Here is a 19,926-nt window from a genome sequence, read left to right as displayed (position 1 = left end):
ACACGACGGAGCACCCGGGGAGAGACCATGCAACCCAACACCGAAGCGGCCACGGAAGCCGAGGACGACCCCATCTCCGCACCGGGGCTGCGGGCAGCCCTGCGTCAACTCGTCAGTGACCTCTGCAGGGTGCCAGAGGAAGAAATCGACCCCGCCGCTCCGCTGGCGGCCTACGGCCTGACCTCCCGTGACGCAGTCGACTTGGCCGGACGTCTGGAACGGCTGCTGAAACGCCCGCTGCCCGCCACCCTGGTGTGGGAACACCCAACCATGGAACGTCTCGTGCAGCACCTGTGTCCCGTCCGACAAGATGCTGTCGAAAGCGGGGAGCCACGAGCATGTCCCGAGCAGCCACTCGCTGAGGGACTCCGCCCGGACAACGACCACGTTCGTACGGCCCCTTCGGCACCATGCTCTGTCGCGGTGGTCGGCATTGGCTGCCGCCTGCCCGGTGGCATCAGCGGGGCGGACACCTTCTGGAGACACCTTCTGACGGGGAGTGACCTTACTGGGCAGGTGCCGAGCAGACGGTGGCGAGATTTCGCCACCGGTCCCGGCGCCAGGAAACTGCTTGAGGACACCAGCCCTTACGGTGCCTTCCTCCACGACATCGATGCCTTCGACGCCGACTACTTCGGCATCACCCCGCGCGAAGCCGAGGTCATGGACCCTCAGCAACGACTGCTGCTGGAGGTGTGCTGCGAAGCCCTGGACCACGCGGGAGTGCCGGCGCACGGGATCGAAGGCACCAACACCGGCGTGTTCGTCGGACTGAGCGCCCTCGAATACGGTCATCTGACCACGTCTGATCCCTCGCGACTCACTCCCTGGACCAGTACCGGGGCGGCCGGGAGCATCGCCGCCAATCGACTGTCGTACGTCTTCGATCTGCACGGACCCAGCCTCACGATCGACACGGCCTGCTCATCGTCCCTGGTCGCCGTGCACAACGCCTGCCGGAGCCTGGGGAGCGGCGAGTGCGACACCGCCCTGGCGGCCGGTGTGAACGTGCTGCTGTCTCCTGTGGTCACGGCCTCCTTCGAGGAGGCCGGGGCGCTGGCCGCCGATGGACGCTGCAAGCCCTTCGACGGCTGCGCTGACGGCATCACCCGAGGAGAAGGCTGCGGCGTTGTCGTGCTCAAACGGCTCGCCGATGCCCAGCGCGACGGCGACACGATCCTGGCCGTCATCAAGGGCACCGCTGTCAACAGCGACGGACGCTCTGCGGGGCTCATGGCCCCCAACCCCGCAGCTCAGGAGAGCCTTCTGCGCACAGCGCTTGACCAGGCACAGGTTGAGCCCGACAGCATCGACTACGTCGAGACACACGGTACCGGTACCCTCCTGGGCGATCCCATGGAAGCCAGCGCACTGGGTGCTGTGCTGGGCTGCGGCCGACCGGCCGACCAGCCGCTGCTGATCGGGTCGGTCAAAAGCAACCTCGGCCATCTCGAGGGAGCCGCGGGCATCGTCGGTCTCATCAAGACGGTCCTGGCATTGCACCATCAGCGCATCCCGCAGAGCCTGCACTTCCACACCCCCAACCCGCACATCGACTTCCCGGCCCTGCGGCTGCGGGTCGTCACCGCCGCCACCCCCTGGCCGGAGCGGCCTTCCCGGGCCTGCGCGGGCCGGTGTCTCCGCGTTCGGTTTCGGCGGCACCAACGCGCACGTCGTTCTTGAACAGGCACCCGCCACCAAGCCTGTCCCGTCCCTTCCCGGAGTGCAGACGGAAGACCGTTGCCACGACGGCCCACACGTACTGATCGTCTCGGCTCGGTCAACGGATCGCATCGCTGACGCGGCAGCCGGCCTCGCCCGACTGACCGCGGCCGAGGACGCACCCGCACTGGTTGACATCGCGCACACGCTTGCCCGCCACCGGCGAGGCCCCAAGTGCGCGGCCATTACCGCGCGCACCGGCCAGGACGCCGCAGCACTACTGGCCGCTCTGGCGCGCGGCGAGGAGCTGCCGGGCATCGTCTCTCCGTCACCTGACGACCCGGCAGGACGATCGGCCCCTACCCGGCGGCCGGTATTTGTGTTCTCCGGCTACGGATCCCAGTGGCAGGGCATGGGCAGAAGACTCCTCCAAGAGGACATGTTCTTCGCCGCAGCCGTGCGCGACCTCGACCCGGTCTACCTGGCCGAAACGGGGCTCCCCTTCAGCAGCATGCTGACCCCGTCGCCGTCCTCCACCCACGTCGACCACGTCCAGCCTCTGCTGTTCGGAATGCAGATCGCGCTGGCGCGAACCCTGGAAGCCTACGGTGTGCGGCCAGCCGCCGTGATCGGTCACTCGATGGGGGAAGTCAGTGCGGCGGTCACCGCAGGAACACTCGACCTGGTTGACGGTCTGCGCGTGATTCTGCGCCGGTCCGAAGAACTGGCCGCCATCGACGCCCAGGGCCTCGGGGCGATGGCCGCCGTCGAGCTTCCGCTCGAGACCCGCTCAGCGGTTCTGTCGCGCCACCCCGGCGTCGGCATCGCCGTGCACTCCTCTCCCCTCAGGTGCACCGTGGCTGGACCCGCGCGGCCTGTGCAGGCACTGGTGGAAGAACTGGTGGCCCAAGGAGTGTTCGCCCGGCTCCTCGAGGTAGCGGGAGCAGGTCACTCCGCGGCAGTCGATCCCGTGCTGCCGAGGGTCCACAACGCGCTGGCAGCGCTGCGTCCCCGACGGGCGGACCTTCCCTGGTACACCACCGTGCACGAAGACCCCCGCGCAGACGTCCACGCCGATGCCGACTACTGGTGTGCCAATCTCCGGCGCCCCGTGCGCCTTCATCAGGCGGTCGAGGCGGCGGCGGCAGACGGGCACGACCTCTTCCTGGAAATCTCACCCCACCCCATCGCGCTCGTTCCGTTGAACGAAACGCTCCACGCACACGGGGCACCGGTCATCTCCCTGCTCCGCAAGGAGGGAGATGAGGCAGTCGACCTGCGCACGGCACTCACCCGACTGCACCTCGCCGGAGTTCATCTGACCGAAGAGCGCCTGTGGCCTGTCGGGACGCGCGTCGCCCTGCCCACTCCGGCGTGGCGGCACAAACGCTACTGGTTCGGCCGCCCAGGACGGGCAACCGCCGCCTCCGACGTCGGCCACGCCCTGCTGGGCACGCGTATCGACGATCCGCGCAACGACACCATCCTGTGGCAAACCGACCTGGGAGTCGGGACTGCCCCCGCTCCCGAAAGCCACCTCCACGGCTGCCCGGTCCTCACCCTGCCCGCAGCCGCCGCCATCATGATCGAGGCAGCCCGGGAAGCCCAAGACTGCGACGCGAGCGCTTGTGTGGGGATCGACGGCCTGGCCCTGCACGGATGGCTGCCGATCGCCAGCAGCACACCCGTCACTGTGATGTGGGAACCCGGCGAAGAAGCCGCCGTCGCAACCATCAACGCCCGCGCCACCGACGGCACCTGGCATCGCTATGCATCAGCTCAGGTCCGCGTCCTGGGAGAGCCTCCCGAAAACACACCCCAAGACACCCCCGGGACGCAACCCGCCCTCATCAGCCACTGGGCACCGACCACAGAGGGGGAATCGGCCTCCCGGGCCGTCGAAGAAGCGCTCACTGCAGTGCTCTACGCGCCGGCCGGAACAGACACGGCTGATGCGCACGACGCTGTCCCCGGCAGCGATCCTTCCCAGACTGTCCCTGTCGCCGTGCACCGTATGCACGTTCACAACCTCACGGCAGACGGGCCCCTCGGCATCCAAGCACACCCCACCGCACCGAAGTCTGCGCCATCTGCCGGCGCACCGACGCCTCCGGCCGACACCCTGCCGGTCTGGAACGTGGTCGCGAGCGGGTCAGGAACGTACATCACGGCCCAAGGTGTCCAACTGCACAGCGCCGAACGCGCAGAGGTACCGAAGCCACTAGAAGCGTTCACCTACGAGATCCAGTGGCAAAAGTCGCCCGCCCCGCTGCCCGGCCGACTCGACAGCGCGCTCGTGCTGAGCGACGAGGCCTCCGCGCGTTCGAACGCCACTGTGACCACTGCCCTCCACACCGCCCTGAAGCAGCGACGGGTACAGACCACAGCCGGCACGTATTCCGAAGACCACACAGACCAGGTACTCGCCGACTGGCTGGCCGGCACCGAGCGCCATGCCAACCGGGCCGTAGTCCTCCTGCTGCCCCCTCCAGCACAGGCCAACCATGCAGAAGCGCTGCAGACAGCCACACAGGTCGCCAGACACCTCGCGTCCAATGCCCCTGCCACACCACCGCGACTCTGGCTGGTCACTGAACGGGCCGTGTCGACGTCACAGGCTGAAGCCGGGGTGCCGAGCCTGGCCTGTCTTCGCGGACTCGTCCGCGTCCTGCGCCTGGAGGAGCCCGGCCTGAGGGCGAGCCTGGTGGACCTCGACTTGTACCCTGGCTCCGCCGACGACCTCGTCCAGGAACTGCTCGGCGACAGCCTCGAAGACGAAGTCGTCTGGCGTCTGGGAACCCGTCTCGTAGCCCGTCTGACCCGCGCCGAGCTGATGGAACAGCAGCACAAGGCGCCGTTCGTCCGGCGCAGCGGTGCCTACATCATCACCGGCGGTCTCACGGGCCTGGGCCTGGCGACGGCGCGCCGCCTCGTCGACCAAGGCGCGGGCCGCCTGGTCCTCAACGGCAGGCGACCCCCTTCGCCGGAAGCCCAGAAGACCATCGCCGAGATGTCGGGCGGCGCCACCTCGATCACTGTGGTGCAGGGAGACATCGCAGACCCTGAAGTGGCGGCACGACTGGTCGACGGGGCATGCAGCGAAGGGCACGCCCTGCGCGGGATCGCCCACTGCGCCGGAGTTCTCCATGACCGGATGATCACCGACCTGGCGCCGACCGACGTCGACGCGGTCCTGCGCCCCAAGGTCACGGGAGCACTGCAACTCGAGAAGGCACTCGGCGGCCACGAACTGGACTGGTGGGTCTCCTACAGTTCCGCAGCGGCACTTCTCGGTTCGCCGGGCCAGGCCGCCTATGCGGCCGCCAACGCATGGCTGGACGCGTTGGCGTACCAGCACCGGGCCCAAGGCAAGCGCGCCCTCTCGATCGCCTGGGGTCCCTGGCGCGACACCGGCGCCGCCCCTGCCCAGCGCGACATGGCGCTGGAGAGCCTGAGCTTGTCCGAAGGCCTGGACGCATTGCAGACCCTCGTCGTCCGCAACCGCACGCACACGGGTGTCGTGCACCTCGACACGCGCCGAGTGCTCGAGGCATTCCCCGGCATGATCGACATCCCCTTCTTCTGCGAAACGCTCACAGACGACACCACCGCCGGCGACGACTGGGCCGGCCCCGACGGTGTCGCAGCACTCGGTGCCGACGCGGCCGACAAGGTCTTCGAAAGGCTGGTCAAACGCACAGCTGCCATCATGGGCTTCAGCGTTGCTGACCTCGACGAGACGGCCCCTCTTCCAGCGCTCGGCCTTGACTCGCTGATGGCCGTACGCATCCGTAACGCCGTCCAGCAGGACTTCGCTGTCACCCTGCCCACGGACCTCATGCTGCGGGGCGCGACGCTGCGGGAGGTCGCCGACGCCCTGCTGAGCGACCTCGGACTGGGCGACGGCAATAAGCAGGCGCCGTCCTCGCCCCAGAGCAGACCCACCTGTCGGCCGCATCCCGTCCTGCCGTCGACGATCCAACCGCGGGATGCCGCCGAGCGCCTGGTTGCCAGCACCTGGACGGAGGTCCTGCACAGTCCGCCCAGCGACGTACGAGCCGACTTCGTGACGGCCGGCGGAGATCGGGGCAGCGCTGAGCAGCTCGTGAAGGCGATCCAGCGCCGAGTCGGTGATGTCCGCCTGGACATCACCGCAGCGGACATCCTGGCGCAGCGGACTGTGGCCGGGGTGGCGGACCTCATTCGGCCGGCAGTCAACCCGGCCGCCGAGTCCGTCATCACCACATTGCGGAAGCCTGGCCCAGGCACGGCAAAGGCTCCGCTGTTCACATTCCACCCCGCCGGGGGACCGACTTCCGTCTATCGGCCGCTGGCGGAACTCCTGCCGCCTGACCAGCCTGTGTACGGGATGGAGCGGATCAGCACGCTCGATACGATGGAAGAGAAAGCGGCACACTATCTGGGCCTCGTGAAAGACATCCAGCCGCACGGACCGTTTCGACTTCTCGGCTGGTCCTTCGGCGGCTGCCTCGCCTACGAAGTGGCGCAACAGCTGCGGGCAGCAGGAGAGGACATCGGCTTCCTCGGCCTCGTGGACACGATCCTTCCCGCCGCTCTGCCCGGCCTGCACTCGCAGGACGTACTGCTGGAGCGGTTCGGCCGTTTCGCCGAGTACGTACGGAAGACCTACGGGCATGACCTTCAACTGCCGTACGACGAACTGGCCGCCACCCCCGAGGATCAGCAGATCGATCTGGTCATGCGCCTGGTGGCGGAGTCGGGCCTCGACATGAGCCCTGGGATCATGGAACACCAGCGGACCTCGTATCTCGACGCGCGCGTCGGTGAACGCTACGCACCGCGGCCGCACAACGGTCCCGTAGTCCTCTACCGTGCTCAGCAGGCTCAGCCGCTCACCACGGCCCTCGACCCGCGCTACCTCAGGCCGGAGGCTGATCTCGGCTGGGCACCCCTTTGTCCCGCCCTCGAGATCGTCCCGGTTGAGGGTGACCACCTCTCCCTCATCGATCCGCCGCACGTCGCCACGATCGCTCGCCACCTGACGCAGTCCCTCAGGGCGGTCGAACACCGACCTGCTGACCACGGATAAATTCCGTCTGAGGCAGATCAACCGGCCAGTCGGTGCCACAAGTGTGGCACCGACTGGCGATCCAACACCCCCAGGGGCCCATCGCGGCTCGGCCGCGACCGTAGCCTCTTGCTTTGCTACAGCCACCGAAGCCGCACCCCCGAGAGGTATGGGCTGCCCACCGGTTGGATATCTCCAGTGACGCAACATTCGGCATATGCCGCAAGAACCAAGGGCAGATGTTCACCCTTTTGGCAAGGTGTGCCGGGGGAGTGCACCGCGGCAAGGGAGCAAAGGAACCGGTAGAGCTTTTCATATGCCCGGAGTGTGCGAGAGCGTGGGTCTTTTGTTGCCCAGCCTCCGGTGTGTCCACTGGTGCTCAGTAGTGCAATTCAGGCATGGTCTGGTTTGGAATCCCTCATTCCCGGCACCTCCATGTCATCTCGAGGAGACTTCGCGGCGTGAATCTTTTGGCCAGACTTTTTGCCGGTCGCCTTCGGCCGCGCAGCCTCGGGCGCGTGACATATCTCTCGCTCCTTACTCTACTAATGACCGCGGGAGTGTCGACGGCGGCGGAAGGAAATCACGGCCTGCCGGTCGCCCCGGAGGCTCACATTGTTTCCGTGAAAAGGATCGACTCCCGCACGCAGGACCTCATGGTGAGCTCGCCGGCCATGAAGAGTGTCATCCCCGTCCGGGTCATTCTGCCCAAGAACTGGGCGCAGAGTCCGAAGCAAAACTTCCCAGCCCTGTACATGCTGCACGGCGGTGATGACGACTACACTTCGTGGACTCGTGAGACCGATATCGAGGAATTGGCGCAGTCGTCAGATGTGCTCGTCGTGATGCCCGACGCCGGGAAAGCCGGGTATTACAGTGACTGGCACGCCGGTGAGCCACGGTGGGAGACGTTCCATACGCGTGAGCTGGTGCGCCTTATGGAGCGGACATACCGAGCCAGTTCCTCGAGGGCGATCATCGGTCTGTCCATGGGAGGCTTCGGCGCTCTCAACTACGCGGCACATCACCAGGGAATGTACCGGTACGCAGCCGCAATGAGTTCCTACGTCGATCTGAACGACCCCGCTGTCCGAATTGCCCTGGCGCTCGGCTCCCAGAGGGACGGCATCGACATCAGACGTGTCTGGGGAGACCCCGTCAAGAATTCCGACGTTTGGCAGGCGCACAACCCTGCCGCCATGCCGCACGCTTTCCGGGGCACGCACGTGCATCTCTCGTCAGGAAATGGCGTGCCGGGCCCGTTGGACATTCATCGCAGCTACGATCAGGTACTAGTAGGCGCAGTGGCTGAAGCGATGCTTCCGAAGCCCATGGAAAAGTTCGCCTCTTCGCTTCGCTCGGCGGGCGTAGAGGTCACGACTCACTTCTATCAGCCGGGCACGCATGCCTGGCCGTATTGGCAGCGAGAACTGCACGTCATTTGGCCTGCCGTGATGAGATCACTCAAGTAGTGCAGCTTTCCGCGGAGGTCCTGTCGGTCATGGTTCGATGCGGACCCGGCCGAGAAAGGGATGGCATGGGGCGAACAGTGATGATCTTCGCTGCGGGGTCCCGCGGTGACGTTCAACCCTGTTTGGCGTTGGGCAGAGAGCTGATTCGCCAGGGGAATCGAGTCCGCATCCTCGCCAGCGTGCGCTACTCGCCTCTCGTCGGCGAGGCCGGGATCGACTTCCACCCCCTCGTTGCGGATCCCGCGGAGATCATCGAGTCAGCAGAGGGAAGAGAACTTCTGGAAACGGGGAGTAATCCTGTTTCCTTCATCCTCGGCATGAGGAGGGTATTGCGCCCTCACATCGCCGATCTGCTCGAAGAGACACAGGTGGGAGCGAAGGGAGCCGACTTGGTTCTGGCCCCTTCTTTTGGCTTCCTCGGCATTCACCTCGGCCAGTTCCTACGAGTTCCACACGCGATCATTCACTTCCAGCCCAGCCAGCCCACCAGAGAATTCCCGCACCCGTTGATGCCGGCTGCCAAGCTGCTTGGCTCCTTGGGTAACCGCTTGAGTTTTGACGCGGTCGATGCCGGTTCCTGGCTCATGTTCCGTCCCTTCATCGACGAATGGCGCCGACAGGGCCTCGGCCTGCCGGCCGTGTCCTTGCGGGCTTCAATGCGTCGTATCCGCCGCGCGCCAGTGCTCTGTGCGTTCAGCTCCTCGATCGTGCCGAGACCGCCTGACTGGGGCAGGAATGTCCATGTGACCGGATTCTGGCATCACGAAGAGCCGTCCTGGGAACCTTCCCGACAGTTGCTGGACTTCCTCGCCGATGGCCCACCGCCCGTTTATTTCGGGTTCGGCAGCATGACGCCCAAGGATCCCGCGGCCACCAGCGACCTCGTCCGGCAGGCGCTGCGACGGGCAGGACTGCGCGGAGTGCTTGCCGGCGTGCCCGGAACGAGTGAGCCCGACATGCTCGCGGTGCGGGAAACACCCCACACCTGGCTTTTTCCGAGGATGGCCGCGATCATCCACCACGGTGGGGCGGGAACCACAGCAGCAGCGCTGCGTGCCGGAAAGCCGTCGCTTGTCTGCCCATTCTTCGGCGATCAATTCTACTGGGCAGATCGGGTGCATGGACTGGGCGCCGGGCCCAAACCGTTGCCGGCCCGCAGTCTGACGGCTTCCAACCTCACCCAACGTCTCCGCATTCTCACTGGTACGGCTTACGCCGACGCGGCCTCGAGGCTTGGCCGGGTACTCAGGGCAGAAAATGGAGTTTCCCAAGCTTGCAGCGTGCTGAACACCTATCTATAGATCCGAGCGACTTGACGGACCAGGCATCGCCATAGAACCGCGCCGAACCACTACCTTGAACGGGTGACGTCGGCTCGCCGGCGCCTGCGCGAGGGCTGGCCGAGGCATGCGGATCACCTGCTTCGCCGGCAACACCGTCGGCGGTCGGCCCCCTTCCAGGTGAGCCGCCCTGCGCAGATTTTCAGATTTCCGATCCGCATCGGGGAAGCGTCTGTTACTCCTCCCGGGGCAAATCGCGGAATCATGACAGGGCGTTCGAGTGAATTGTCCCGCGGCGTGTGTTCCGTGGTTTCTCCGGCTGTCTATGCCTCGTTGTGCAGCCTGCAGGTCATGGTGCGAGCCGTTCAATCTGTGCTCGCTCGGTTTCGGCCGTCACCAGGACATGACCGCAGAGAAGGGAAAGCTCATGAAGAAGACCGCTGCCGTCGTCGCGGGTGTGATCATGGCTCTCGGTGCGGCCGCCCCGGCTTTCGCGGACGCCGAAGCCGAGGGTGTTGCGATCGGTTCCCCAGGGTTCCTCTCGGGCAACGTGATCCAGATCCCCATCGACGCTCCGCGCAACGAGTGCGGCAACGCGACGAACGTCACCGCTCTGCTGAGCCCCGTGATCGGTAACCGATGCAGCAACGACTGACGACGTAACGCTCAACGCACCAGCCGCTGCGGCTGTGTCGTGGCCGGCCTTTGGACGTCTTCTCTCCGTTCCAGGGCCGGCTTTTCCCACTTCTCCCAGCAGGAAGACAACGAGAGTGCGACAGACCCTGAGCAAGGGAATGGTCGCGGCCGCAGCCGCGACGAGCATCCTGTCCCTGTACGCCAGTCCCGCCCTTGCCGACGCGCAGGCGGGTGCGGCCGTCAAGGGCTCGCCGGGCGTCCTGGCCGGCAACAATGTCGAGGTCCCCGTCGAGGTGCCGGTCAACGCCTGCGGTAACTCCGTCAACGCGGTCGCCGGACTCGATCCGGCGTTCGGCAACCGCTGTGCGAACGACTCGGGTTCCCACAAGTATCGCGTACACCGGAGTTCGCACGAGGGCTACGGCGAAGACACGGGATACGGCGACGAGGACTCCGGCTACGGCGACACGGGGTACGGCGAGACCGGTCATGGCGGACACGGCGACCAAACCCAGCCACCCGGGCATGTCGACAACACGCCGCCTCCCGGACACGTCGACCACACGTCAACGCCCGATGGCGGGCACGACTCCCCGTCGCCCAAGGGCGGGGGGGACCACACGCCGCTTCCGTACGGCGAGACGACGCCTCCGCCCAAGGGTGGGGGGGACCACACGCCGCCTCCGTACGGCGAGACCACGCCTCCGCCCAAGGGTGGGGGGGACCACACGCCGCCTCCGTACGGCGAGACCACGCCTCCGCCCAAGGGTGGGGGGGACCACACGCCGCCTCCGTACGGCGAGACCACGCCTCCGCCCTATGGTGGAGGGGACCACACCCCGCCCCCGTACGGTGGTGATCACCACACCCCGCCTCCCTACGGCGGCCATGAGAGCACTCCGCCTCCGCCCGGCGGCGGCCATCACACCCCGCCTCCCTACGGCGGCCATGAGAGCACTCCGCCTCCGCCCGGCGGCGGCCATCACACCCCGCCTCCGCCCGGCGGCGGCCATCACACCCCGCCGCCCCAGCTGCCCCACACCGGCAGCAACAGTCAGGCCATGCTTGCCGCCTCCGGCGCGAGCGCCGCGATGATGGTGGCCGGGGTCGTGCTGTACCGACGGGGCCGAACCGCGTCCCGGCGGTAGCGGCGAGGGGATCGCACCGGGTGCCGGACGGGTTCTCGTCCGGCACCCGCACCCGTGCGGGGAAGGGCGATCAGCGGTACGCCCGCGTCGGGGTCTCGCTCGGTGAGGGCCGTCCGGGCGCCGGGATCGCCCCCGCTTTCTCGTCGTCGGACCGGTCGCTCACGTCCGACAGGTCGGTCGGGGGGACGTCAGGGGGGAGTGCGCCTGGCGCGCCATGCGCGCGAGGCGGTAAGGCTGCCGTACAAAACGCGATCGGGAAACGGGACTTCGCGTCGAATCGGCGACCACATGCGCCTCGAAAGGGATTCGGGTCGATTCGCAGGAGATCGGCGGGGACGCGAATGTCGAACAGCGACACGGTCATCAATTTCTTCTCACTCGTCGGCCGTAACGGCGGTGGCGTAAGTCCTGTTCATGTGACTGAGTGTCAGTGACCGGACTTCAGAAATCGGCTTTCAGAAAGGAGCGGGCATGGACCGAAAGAAGCGACGTCCCAGGTCCCGGGTGCTGGCCGTCGTGGCCGTGACCGTGGCCGCGTCCGCTGTGCTGGCCTCGGGCACCGGATTCGCCGCGGGGGTGGTGCGGGTCGGCGATCCGCCCGCTCCCACGCCGGCGCTCCCCGCGACCCAGCCACCGCCGCCGACGCCTCCGGCCGTCGTCACCACACCGCCCGCCGGCGCCGGCCCGTCGGCCCTCGTCACCCCACCGGCCGTGCAACCCCGCCCGGACCCGCCCGCGTTCGGCGCCTTCCTCGACTCCGGTGCCAGTGGCATCGACCGTATGGCCGAGCTCAGCACCTGGCTGGGCGGCGCCGACCTGCGCGTCGGACACACCTACCTGCCCGGCAACCACTGGAGCGACATCGAGGGCGCCCCCGGTTTCCTGGACGTGTGGGCGGACTGGCGCACCGAGCGGGACGACCGGATGCTCGTCCTCAACGTGCCGATGCTCGACCACAACGAAGACGGCGTCTCAGACGCGCGGGTGGGCCGGTTGCTGCGACTGGGCGCGGCCGGCACGTTCGACCATCACTTCAGGGCCCTGGCCGAGCGGCTGGTGGAGCTGAAGGTGCCCGACACGGTGATCGTGCTGGGCTGGGAGATGAACGGCGTCACGTACACCTCCCGCTGCGGGCCGGACCCGGAGACCTGGAAGACGTACTGGAACAGGATCGTCACCACCATGCGCTCGGTGCCGGGCCAGAGATTCCGGTTCGATTTCGCACCGAACCGCGGCCGGGACGCCATTCCCTGGACGCAGTGCTATCCGGGGGACGACACGGTCGACATCATCGGCATGGATTCGTACGACCAGCCATCCGGAATGTCGTTCGACGAACAGGTGAAAGAGCCCTACGGCCTGCAGGCACACGTGGACTTCGCCGGATCGCACGGTAAGCCCATTTCCTATCCGGAATGGGGACTCTTCCGCAACGGCGACAACGCGGAGTACATGAAGCGGATGCTCGCCTGGATGGACGAGCACAAGCCGCTCTACAACTCGCTCACCGACTACTGCCCGCACGGCGTCTTCGAGTGCGGGCAGAACCCGCGGTCGTCCGCGGTCTACCGGTCCGTCCTCTTCGGCCGCACCGACAAGGCGACCCCGACCCCGCAGTCCACCAAGCCGGCACCGGTGCCGACCCCCGTGCCGACACCCACACCGACGCAGCCGGCCAACTGCTCGCACGTCGAACTCGGCGACTGGGTCGAGTCCTGGCTCGGCGGGAAGCTGTGCCTGCGCTTCGACTGGTGGTCGCGCAGCAGGTGACCCGGAGGCGGCGGGTGTCTCACGGCCCGCCGCCACCGCGCTCCCTCCACTTCCGCACGGCCTCCTTGCTCCGCTGCCGCGCGGCCACGTCGCAAAGGGCCGCGGCCAGCAGTGGGGCGGTGCGCCGCCGGGCCAGCAACAGCCGCTGGTTGACGGCGGGTTCGGGGCGCCAGTGGTATTTGTACGGCTCGTCTCCGCGCAGCAGGCTCAGCGTGCCGCGGGCGTGCCGGGTGCACGCGTCGAGCAGCATCACCGTCACGTCCGCCCTGCGTTCACGCAGACACGGATGGGCGCCGTACAGGTAGCCGCCCGCCAGCAGCGGGGACAGCAGGGTCAGATCGACGGCCACCACGTCGTCGTCGAGCCGGAACTCGGTGACGACCGCGTCCCCCGAGCGCACCATGGGCCCGACCGCCCGCACCAGATGCTCAAGGAACCGCTCCCGCAGATGTTCGGACGTCACCTTCCGCCCCTGCCACTGCAGTTCGTGCAGCTCCAGCAGCCGCCGCAGCGCCTTGTCCACCTCGTCCGGGCCCACCCCATGCCGTTCGATGCCGAGCGCGTCCAGCTTGCGCAGCTTGGCGCGCAGGCGCTGGGCCTTCGACGACGGCAGCCGGGCCACCAGTTCGTCCATGGGTACGGCGGGCAGTTCCAGGCACAGCGAGTCGGCCACCCGCCGTCGGGGTCCGCGCCAGCGGTCGTAGACGCGCTCGGCCGCGCCGCCCGGCCGCACCTCGCGCAGGTCGATCAGCGAGGTGCGCGCCCAGACGGACAGGGCCTCGGTGAGCGCGGCGACCGCGTCCTCACCGCGCCCGTCGTCCAGCAGGACGTCGCCGTAGTCGGAGATGGCCCCGCCGAGCGGCACCAGCGCGGGCACGGGCCGGCGCACCCGCATCAGGGGCGCGGCGGCGACGAGCTCACCGCCGTCCCGCACGAGCAGCAGGCGCAGCCGTCCGCGCCTGCCGTACGACAGCCACCAGGAGTGCAGCCAGGCATGGCTCTGGAAGGGGGTCGCGGTGGCGCACCGGCCGTGCAGCCGCCCCCACTCCGGGCCGAGCCCGGCGAAGACGGCCTCCTCAGTGATCAGTTCGGTCGTGTACGTCACAGCTGCCCGTGGGCTTCGGCGGCGACGGCGGGGGACGGCACGGAGAGGGCGTGTCCGGATCCGTCGGCGTTGCGGCGGGGCCGGACCAGCAGCACCAGACCGCCGAGCAGCCCGCCCGCGCTCGCGCCGACCAGGCCGGTCACCGCCGGGGAGGCGGAGGAGGGCGCGGTCGGCTTGGTGGCCCGGGCGAACTGCTGGAGCTCGACGTTGGTCTCGCTCCTGGTGTCCGTGGAGTGCTGGGTCAGGGCGCGGGAGACCGCGTTGGCCATGTCGGCGGCCAGGTCCGGGCGGGAGGAGGTGGCCGTGATCGCGACCATCGGCGCGTCCGGCGAGGTCGCCGCCTGCACGCTGGACTGCAGTGTCCGCACCGGTACGCCCGCCCACCCCTGCGCGTCCTCGAGCACCGCGAGCTGGGTGGCGACCCGGCCGTAGGCCTGCGCGAAGCCCAGCGCGGACGCCGGGTCGGACTTCGAGGTCGGAACGGCGACGACGTAACTGGTGGCCGTGTACGTCGGCGGCTTCGCCAGGCCGTAGCCGCTGCCGAGGAGGCCGCCGGCGAGGACGCCGGCCGCGATCAGGGTCCAGGGCGGCAGGGTCCTGGAGCGGGTGACGGCCGGGCGGCGGTGGGCGGTGAGGGTTTCGGTCATGACGAGGGGGCTCCCTGGAGTGGCGGGGACGACGAAGGGGACACCGCGGCCGTGTACACGCCCATGAGCCGGGCGGCGCTGCGGGTGATGCAGTAGTGGCGGGCGGCCTCGGGGGCCGTCCGTGGAGCGGGGCCCCGCGCGCGGGTCGCGGCGACGGCGGCCGCGAACTCCTCGACGCCGCCCGGAACTCGACGCGCGGAGGCGGTCTGGTGCGGGGGCAGGTCCTCGATCGCCGGACAGGAGGCGTAGAGCACCGGCAGTCCGGAGGCCAGGGCCTCGACGATCGCCAGGCCGAAGGCCTCCTCCGGCGACGGCGAGGCGAGCACGTCCATCGCGGAGGCGAGCGAGGGCAGGTCGGGGCCCGGGGTGCCGTCGGGCACGTAGGGGCGTTCGCCGGTGAACAGGACCCGGCCCGCGACACCGGCCTCATGCGCGGTACGGCGGAGCACGTTCTCCTCGCTGCCCCCGCCGACCAGCAGCAGCCAGTGGTCGCGGGGGAGTCGGGCGAGGGCGTGGACGAGGACGTCGAATCGTTTGCCGGGGGCCAGGCGTCCGATGCCGCCGACGACATACGCGTCCTCAGGCAGGCCGAGGCGGCGGCGGGTCCGACGGCGCCGGTCGGGGTCGAAGCGGAAGCGGGGCAGGTCGATGCCGTTCGGGACGACCTCGATCCGGGGGGCCGGGACGCCCCAGCGGCGCAGGCGCTCGGCGACCGTGGGGGAGACGGCGACGGTCGAACGGCCCAGCCGCTCGCTGGCGAGATACAGGGAACGCACCCCGCGTGACAGCCGCCGGCCCTCCATCTGCGAGTCGCCCAGGGAGTGTTCGGTGGCGACGATCGCCCGGACCCCGGCGAGCCGCGCGGCGAGCCGGCCGTAGACGCAGGCGCGGTAGAGGTGGGTGTGGACGAGGTCGTAGCCGCCCGAGCGGATGAGCCGGACAAGCCGGGGCAGCGCGGCCAGGTCGCGATTGCCGGCCATGCCGAGATGGGTGACCCGCACCCCGTCGGCGGCCAGACCGTCGGCCACCGCACCCGGGTTGGTGAGTGTGACGACATCACAGTCGACGGGCAGATGCCGTACCAGCAGACGCAGTTGCTGCTCGGCGCCGCCCACTCCGAGGCCCGTGATCACATGCAGCGCCCTCATCGCGTCCCCCCGACGGGACGGCGGCGCAGCCGGTGCAGCCGGTGCTTGAGGAAGAGGCGTACGGCGTGGTCGTTCTGCCCGACATGGACGCGCGGGAGGGCGTGCGGGCCGGTCAGATGGCCGGGGTCGATGGCACAGGCGTACGCGTAACCGGCGTCCCTGACGGCGTCGACGACCCGCCGGTCGATCGTCCCGTACGGATAGCAGAACCCGGCGACCGGTGCGCCGGTCAACTCCTCCAGCAAAAACCGGCTTTCGACGACCTCGGCCCGCAGTGTCTTGTCGTCCGCCTTCGTCAGGTCGAGGTGGGTGAGGCCGTGCGAGCCGATCTCGACGCCCTCGGCGGTCGCGCGCCGGATGCCATCGGCGGTCAGCAGCGCCTTGCGTGGGCCCCGGGCGTCCCAGGCGTTGCTGCCGCCGAGCCGGCCCGGCAGGACGAAGAGAGTGGCGCCGCAGTTCCAACGGCCGATGATGGGAAGGGCGTTGTCGACGAAGTCCGCGTACCCGTCGTCGAAGGTCAGCGCGATCAGGTCGCGGCCCTCGCCACGGGCGCGCGCCGCGAGCAGCTCGGCCAGGGACACGGCCCTCAGGCCCCGCCGGTTGAACCACCGCAGCTGGGTCTCCAGCCGCTCGGGGGTGACCGTGATCCGATACGGGTCGTCCTGGCATGCGTCCACCGAGTGGTACATCGCCACCCAGGGAACCGGGCCCGGGGTGAGTCGTCTGCCGGTGTCTTGGCGGTCAGCGGCCATGCGAGAACCTTCGTGTGACGGTGCGTACGGAGTGGAGCGCGGGGTCGAGGCCCTGGGCGCCGAGAGCCAGGCCGAGCAGGAGGAAGACCGTGGTGGCAGTGAGGCAGCCGGCGGCGAGGGCGGGCACGGGGGCGGCGATGTGGTGCGCGACGAAGGCGCCCGCCACCGTCGCCACCACCGCGGCGCGCAGCGGCTTGGTCAGCTCCGCCAGCACCCGGCGGGTGCGGATCGGGATGCCGCCTCGGCCCATGCCGGCCAGCAGGAGGGCGGCGGTGACGGTGATGCCGGCGGCGTTGGCGGTTGCGATGCCTTCGACGCCCCACGGCAGCACCGTGAAGGCGCCGATCCAGGCCGTCACGACGATGCCCGCGGTCATCGCGCCGACCGGGTACCAGCGGGGGTGGCCCGCGGAGAAGTAGGACCGGACGAGGACGCCGACCAGAGTCTGGCTGAGGAGCCCGAGGGCGTACACGCGCATGACGCCCGCCGTCGCCGCCGAATCCCTCGGCGTGAACGCCCCGCGCTGGAAGAGGAGTTCGACGATCTGCGGGGCGCAGGCAATCACGACCGCCGTGCCCAGGAGCACGATGCACGCGGCCAGCGACAGGTCCCGCTCCACCCGGATCCGGGCCGTTTCGGTGTCGCCCTCGGCCAGGGCGCGGGCCACCACCGGGAAGGTGACGGTGCACAGCATCATGGACAGCACCATCGGCATCTGGGCGACCTTCTGCGCGTAGTTCAGGTGCGAGATGGCGCCGGCCGGGAGACGGGAGGCGAGGAACCGCTCCATGATCACCTGCGACTGCCGACACAGGGCGAAGAGCAGGACGGTGGCGACGAGGGCGAACTCCATGGGCCGCGCCTGATCGGGGGCGGAGGCGGCCGCCGTCTCCGCGCGCCTGCGCAACTGCCGTCTCAAGGAAGGCAGTTGTACGGCGACCATCAGGCATCCGCCCACCGCGACGCCCACCGCCGCCGACCGCACGCCCAGGCGGCCGCCGAAGGCGAACATCCCGGTGATGATGCCGGTGTTGTAGGCGACGTAGATCGCGGCGGGGGCGAGGAAGCGGCGGTGGGCGCGCAGGGCCGCGCTGCAGTAGCCGGCCAGTCCGAAGCTGAGCACGCAGGTCGCGGTCAGCCGGGTGCAGTCGACGGCGAGCGCGGGGTGGGGCAGGCCCGGGGCGAGGGCCTCGACCAGGCGCGGTGCGGTGACGATGAGCAGGACGGCCGTGGCGACGAAGCCCAGCGTGAGGCGCGGCAGGGTGGCCCCGACCAGGGCGCGGACGGGGTCGCCTGGAACGCCCTGCGCCCGCCGTGCCAGCGCCGCGCTGAACGCCGGGATCAGCGCGAACGCGAGCCCGTCCTCGATCAGCAGGGTCGCCGCGAACTCCGGCACGGTCCACGCCACCAGGAACGCGTCCGTCTGACTCCCGGCCCCGAACAACCGGGCCAACGCCTGATCCCGCACCAGCCCGAGCAACGCCCCGGCGACGGACAACCCGGCGGTGACGAGAGCGGCCTTGGCGAGAAACCGCCCGGAGGGAGTGGATGCCTCAGCAGCCGGGTCGCCAGAGCCGCTTCCCGGCTCCTGGTCGTCGCCGGCGCGGGGGCCCGGTGGGATCGGGGAGGAGGGGGGACCGACGGGGCCGTGGGAGGTTTCGGCGTTGCGCGTGCCTACGGGAACGATGTGCGGGGCGCTTCCCAAGGACCGTGCATCCGTCGGGTCCTGGGCACCCCACGGGTCCGTCGGAGTCGGCACTGCCGGGACTTCCGATGCGTCCCCGAAGGAGCGGACCGCCGGCACACCCGCCGGGTTCGTCGGCGTCCCGGGGTGCGGTGCGGCGCCGGGGACGTGGGTGATCCGGGGCATGCCCGGGGGTGTCACCGGCATCGGCGCGTGGCCTCCTCGGCGCCGCCGAGGGTCCGCTCGACGGCTCCCGGCGACCGTCGGGCCCGGGGCCCGGCCTCGTCGGCTCCGTCCAGCGCCCACCAGGCCACCGCCCCGAAGACCACCGCCGTCAGGACCGTCGACGGGCCGCCGATGTCCGCGTACGCGAAGTCGATGAGCTGCCAGATCAGCAGGCCCGTGCCGATCAGGGCGCAGTCCAGCCCCGTGCCCGGCACCCGCGCCCGCCACAGCCCGCGCAGGCCGCACACCAGCAGGGCCAGCCAGCCGCCGACCAGGGCGACGGCCCCGACGAGGCCCTGCTCCGCCAGCACCAGCAGGTACATGTTGTGCGGGGACAGCAGCGGCTGCTTGAGGTACGCCGCGCCCGCGCCCTCCGTGTCGCTGCCCGAGGACAGGGCCAGCGAGGCGTGACTGTCCCGGTGGTCCGGGAACCCCTTCAACCCCACGCCGGTCAGCGGCTGTTCGCGCCACATGCCGACGGCCGCCGCCCACATCGCGTACCGGTCCGCCACGGACCGGTCCGGCGCGTCGGTGACCCGCGTGATGCTGTCGATCCGCTCCTGCAGCATCGCCGACCCGACCCCGAGACCGCCGACCAGGATCACCCCGGCGGCGACCGCGATGGCCGCCACCTTCAGCGCCCGCCGCACCCCCGCGAGCACCAGCTGCACCGCACAGGTGGCCGCCGTCGCGATCCACGCCCCGCGGCTGAAGGACAGCGCGAGTGGGAGGAGCAGCGCGAGCGCGCAGCAGATGGCGACGATCCGCTGCCGTACCGAGGCCGGGCCCAGCGCAAGACCCAGCGCGCACACCAGACCGAAGGACACGACCGTCGCCATGCCCATCACGTCCGTCGGCCCGAACGTGCCCACCGCGCGGACGTCCTGGCCCTGGTACGAGGCGCCGGTCCCGGTGACGTACTGGTTGACCCCGATCGCGCCCTGCCACACCGCCAGCCCCACGAACGACCAGGCCAGCAGCCGGAAGTCACGGCGGCCGCGGATGAGCAGGAGCACGGCGGCGGGCACCAGGACGAAGATCTGGAGGTAACGGCCGAGACCGGTGATCGCGGTGCCCGGCGAGGACGCCCCCGTCGCGGCGACCGCGAGCCCCAGCACGGGAAGGCCCAGCACCACGGCGGCCGTACGGGACAGGGGGCGCCGACGGTCCCGTACGAGACGGATCGCGCAGTACAGCACCACGAGCGCGGAGACCGCGTCCGCGGGACCCGCGCCGCTCTCCCCGGTGGGCGTGAGCGGCAGACCGAGCAGGACGAGCACGGCGAGCACGGGCAGGACCGGCGGCCACTCGCGGACGCGGGGCAGGAACAGGGCATGGCTCATGGGC

At 69.5% G+C, this 19,926-nt stretch carries 13 protein-coding genes and 1 pseudogene; 8 read left to right on the top strand and 6 right to left on the bottom strand.

From position 1 onward, the window contains the following. Window positions 1-27 precede the first annotated feature (27 nt). The 8 genes and pseudogenes from LN251_RS08465 (at window position 28) to LN251_RS08430 (ending at window position 13,018) form a co-directional block, all read left to right on the top strand. Window positions 28-1,683, top strand: a complete 1,656-nt coding sequence (locus LN251_RS08465) for a type I polyketide synthase (RefSeq protein ID WP_458243852.1) — start codon at window positions 28-30, stop codon at window positions 1,681-1,683. A gap of 4 nt (window positions 1,684-1,687) precedes the next feature. Further along, window positions 1,688-2,965, top strand: a pseudogene (locus LN251_RS08460) (acyltransferase domain-containing protein); the annotation flags it as partial. A 279-nt stretch (window positions 2,966-3,244) separates the two neighbouring features. Beyond that, the gene (locus LN251_RS08455) at window positions 3,245-6,733 is read left to right on the top strand and encodes an SDR family NAD(P)-dependent oxidoreductase (RefSeq protein ID WP_458244154.1); all 3,489 of its coding nucleotides are present in this window, start codon (window positions 3,245-3,247) and stop codon (window positions 6,731-6,733) included. Between the two features lie 497 nt (window positions 6,734-7,230). Next, window positions 7,231-8,184, top strand: a complete 954-nt coding sequence (locus LN251_RS08450; RefSeq protein ID WP_458243851.1) for an alpha/beta hydrolase — start codon at window positions 7,231-7,233, stop codon at window positions 8,182-8,184. 29 nt (window positions 8,185-8,213) lie between these two features. Further along, window positions 8,214-9,485, top strand: coding sequence for a glycosyltransferase (locus tag LN251_RS08445; RefSeq protein ID WP_458244153.1), 1,272 nt, complete (start codon window positions 8,214-8,216; stop codon window positions 9,483-9,485). A gap of 406 nt (window positions 9,486-9,891) precedes the next feature. After that, on the top strand, window positions 9,892-10,119 hold the full coding sequence (locus LN251_RS08440) for a chaplin (RefSeq protein ID WP_458243850.1): 228 nt from the start codon (window positions 9,892-9,894) through the stop codon (window positions 10,117-10,119). Window positions 10,120-10,234: 115 nt separating this feature from the next. Next, window positions 10,235-11,248, top strand: a complete 1,014-nt coding sequence (locus tag LN251_RS08435; protein WP_458243849.1) for a chaplin family protein — start codon at window positions 10,235-10,237, stop codon at window positions 11,246-11,248. A gap of 471 nt (window positions 11,249-11,719) precedes the next feature. Beyond that, entirely contained in the window at window positions 11,720-13,018 is a 1,299-nt protein-coding gene (locus LN251_RS08430) for a glycoside hydrolase family 26 protein (RefSeq protein WP_458243848.1), read from the top strand. 19 nt (window positions 13,019-13,037) lie between these two features. Here LN251_RS08430 and LN251_RS08425 read toward each other — a convergent pair whose 3' ends face one another. From LN251_RS08425 to LN251_RS08400, 6 genes are read right to left on the bottom strand one after another with little or no spacing between them, the layout of a single operon-like run. After that, window positions 13,038-14,123, bottom strand: a complete 1,086-nt coding sequence (locus tag LN251_RS08425) for a GNAT family N-acetyltransferase (protein ID WP_458243847.1) — start codon at window positions 14,121-14,123, stop codon at window positions 13,038-13,040. Then, window positions 14,120-14,770, bottom strand: coding sequence for a lipopolysaccharide biosynthesis protein (locus LN251_RS08420; RefSeq protein WP_458243846.1), 651 nt, complete (start codon window positions 14,768-14,770; stop codon window positions 14,120-14,122). The genes LN251_RS08425 and LN251_RS08420 overlap by 4 nt, the downstream gene beginning before the upstream one ends. After that, window positions 14,767-15,918, bottom strand: a complete 1,152-nt coding sequence (locus tag LN251_RS08415; protein WP_458243845.1) for a glycosyltransferase — start codon at window positions 15,916-15,918, stop codon at window positions 14,767-14,769. The genes LN251_RS08420 and LN251_RS08415 overlap by 4 nt, the downstream gene beginning before the upstream one ends. Beyond that, window positions 15,915-16,670: a polysaccharide deacetylase family protein gene (locus LN251_RS08410; RefSeq protein ID WP_458243844.1), complete on the bottom strand. Its 756-nt coding sequence runs from the start codon at window positions 16,668-16,670 to the stop codon at window positions 15,915-15,917. Before LN251_RS08410 ends, LN251_RS08415 begins: the two co-directional genes overlap by 4 nt. Then, window positions 16,660-18,561 carry a murein biosynthesis integral membrane protein MurJ gene (murJ, locus tag LN251_RS08405; RefSeq protein ID WP_458243843.1) on the bottom strand — a complete coding sequence of 634 codons (1,902 nt, stop codon included), beginning with the start codon at window positions 18,559-18,561 and terminating at the stop codon, window positions 16,660-16,662. The genes LN251_RS08410 and murJ overlap by 11 nt, the downstream gene beginning before the upstream one ends. Continuing rightward, window positions 18,552-19,922: an O-antigen ligase family protein gene (locus LN251_RS08400; RefSeq protein WP_458243842.1), complete on the bottom strand. Its 1,371-nt coding sequence runs from the start codon at window positions 19,920-19,922 to the stop codon at window positions 18,552-18,554. Before LN251_RS08400 ends, murJ begins: the two co-directional genes overlap by 10 nt. Between the last annotated feature and the right edge of the window lie 4 nt (window positions 19,923-19,926).

It is taken from the genome of Streptomyces sp. MAI_2237, assembly GCF_054189285.1.
This window is presented reverse-complemented; position numbering and strand designations above follow the sequence as displayed.

Coding starts and splice junctions, on each gene's coding strand:
- LN251_RS08410 (WP_458243844.1), bottom strand. CDS start 16,670: ATGGCCGCTGACCGCCAAGACACCGGCAGACGACTCACCCCGGGCCCG.
- LN251_RS08400 (WP_458243842.1), bottom strand. CDS start 19,922: ATGAGCCATGCCCTGTTCCTGCCCCGCGTCCGCGAGTGGCCGCCGGTC.
- LN251_RS08465 (WP_458243852.1), top strand. CDS start 28: ATGCAACCCAACACCGAAGCGGCCACGGAAGCCGAGGACGACCCCATC.
- LN251_RS08420 (WP_458243846.1), bottom strand. CDS start 14,770: ATGACCGAAACCCTCACCGCCCACCGCCGCCCGGCCGTCACCCGCTCC.
- LN251_RS08415 (WP_458243845.1), bottom strand. CDS start 15,918: ATGAGGGCGCTGCATGTGATCACGGGCCTCGGAGTGGGCGGCGCCGAG.
- LN251_RS08430 (WP_458243848.1), top strand. CDS start 11,720: ATGGACCGAAAGAAGCGACGTCCCAGGTCCCGGGTGCTGGCCGTCGTG.
- LN251_RS08455 (WP_458244154.1), top strand. CDS start 3,245: ATGATCGAGGCAGCCCGGGAAGCCCAAGACTGCGACGCGAGCGCTTGT.
- LN251_RS08440 (WP_458243850.1), top strand. CDS start 9,892: ATGAAGAAGACCGCTGCCGTCGTCGCGGGTGTGATCATGGCTCTCGGT.
- murJ (WP_458243843.1), bottom strand. CDS start 18,561: ATGCCGGTGACACCCCCGGGCATGCCCCGGATCACCCACGTCCCCGGC.
- LN251_RS08445 (WP_458244153.1), top strand. CDS start 8,214: ATGGTTCGATGCGGACCCGGCCGAGAAAGGGATGGCATGGGGCGAACA.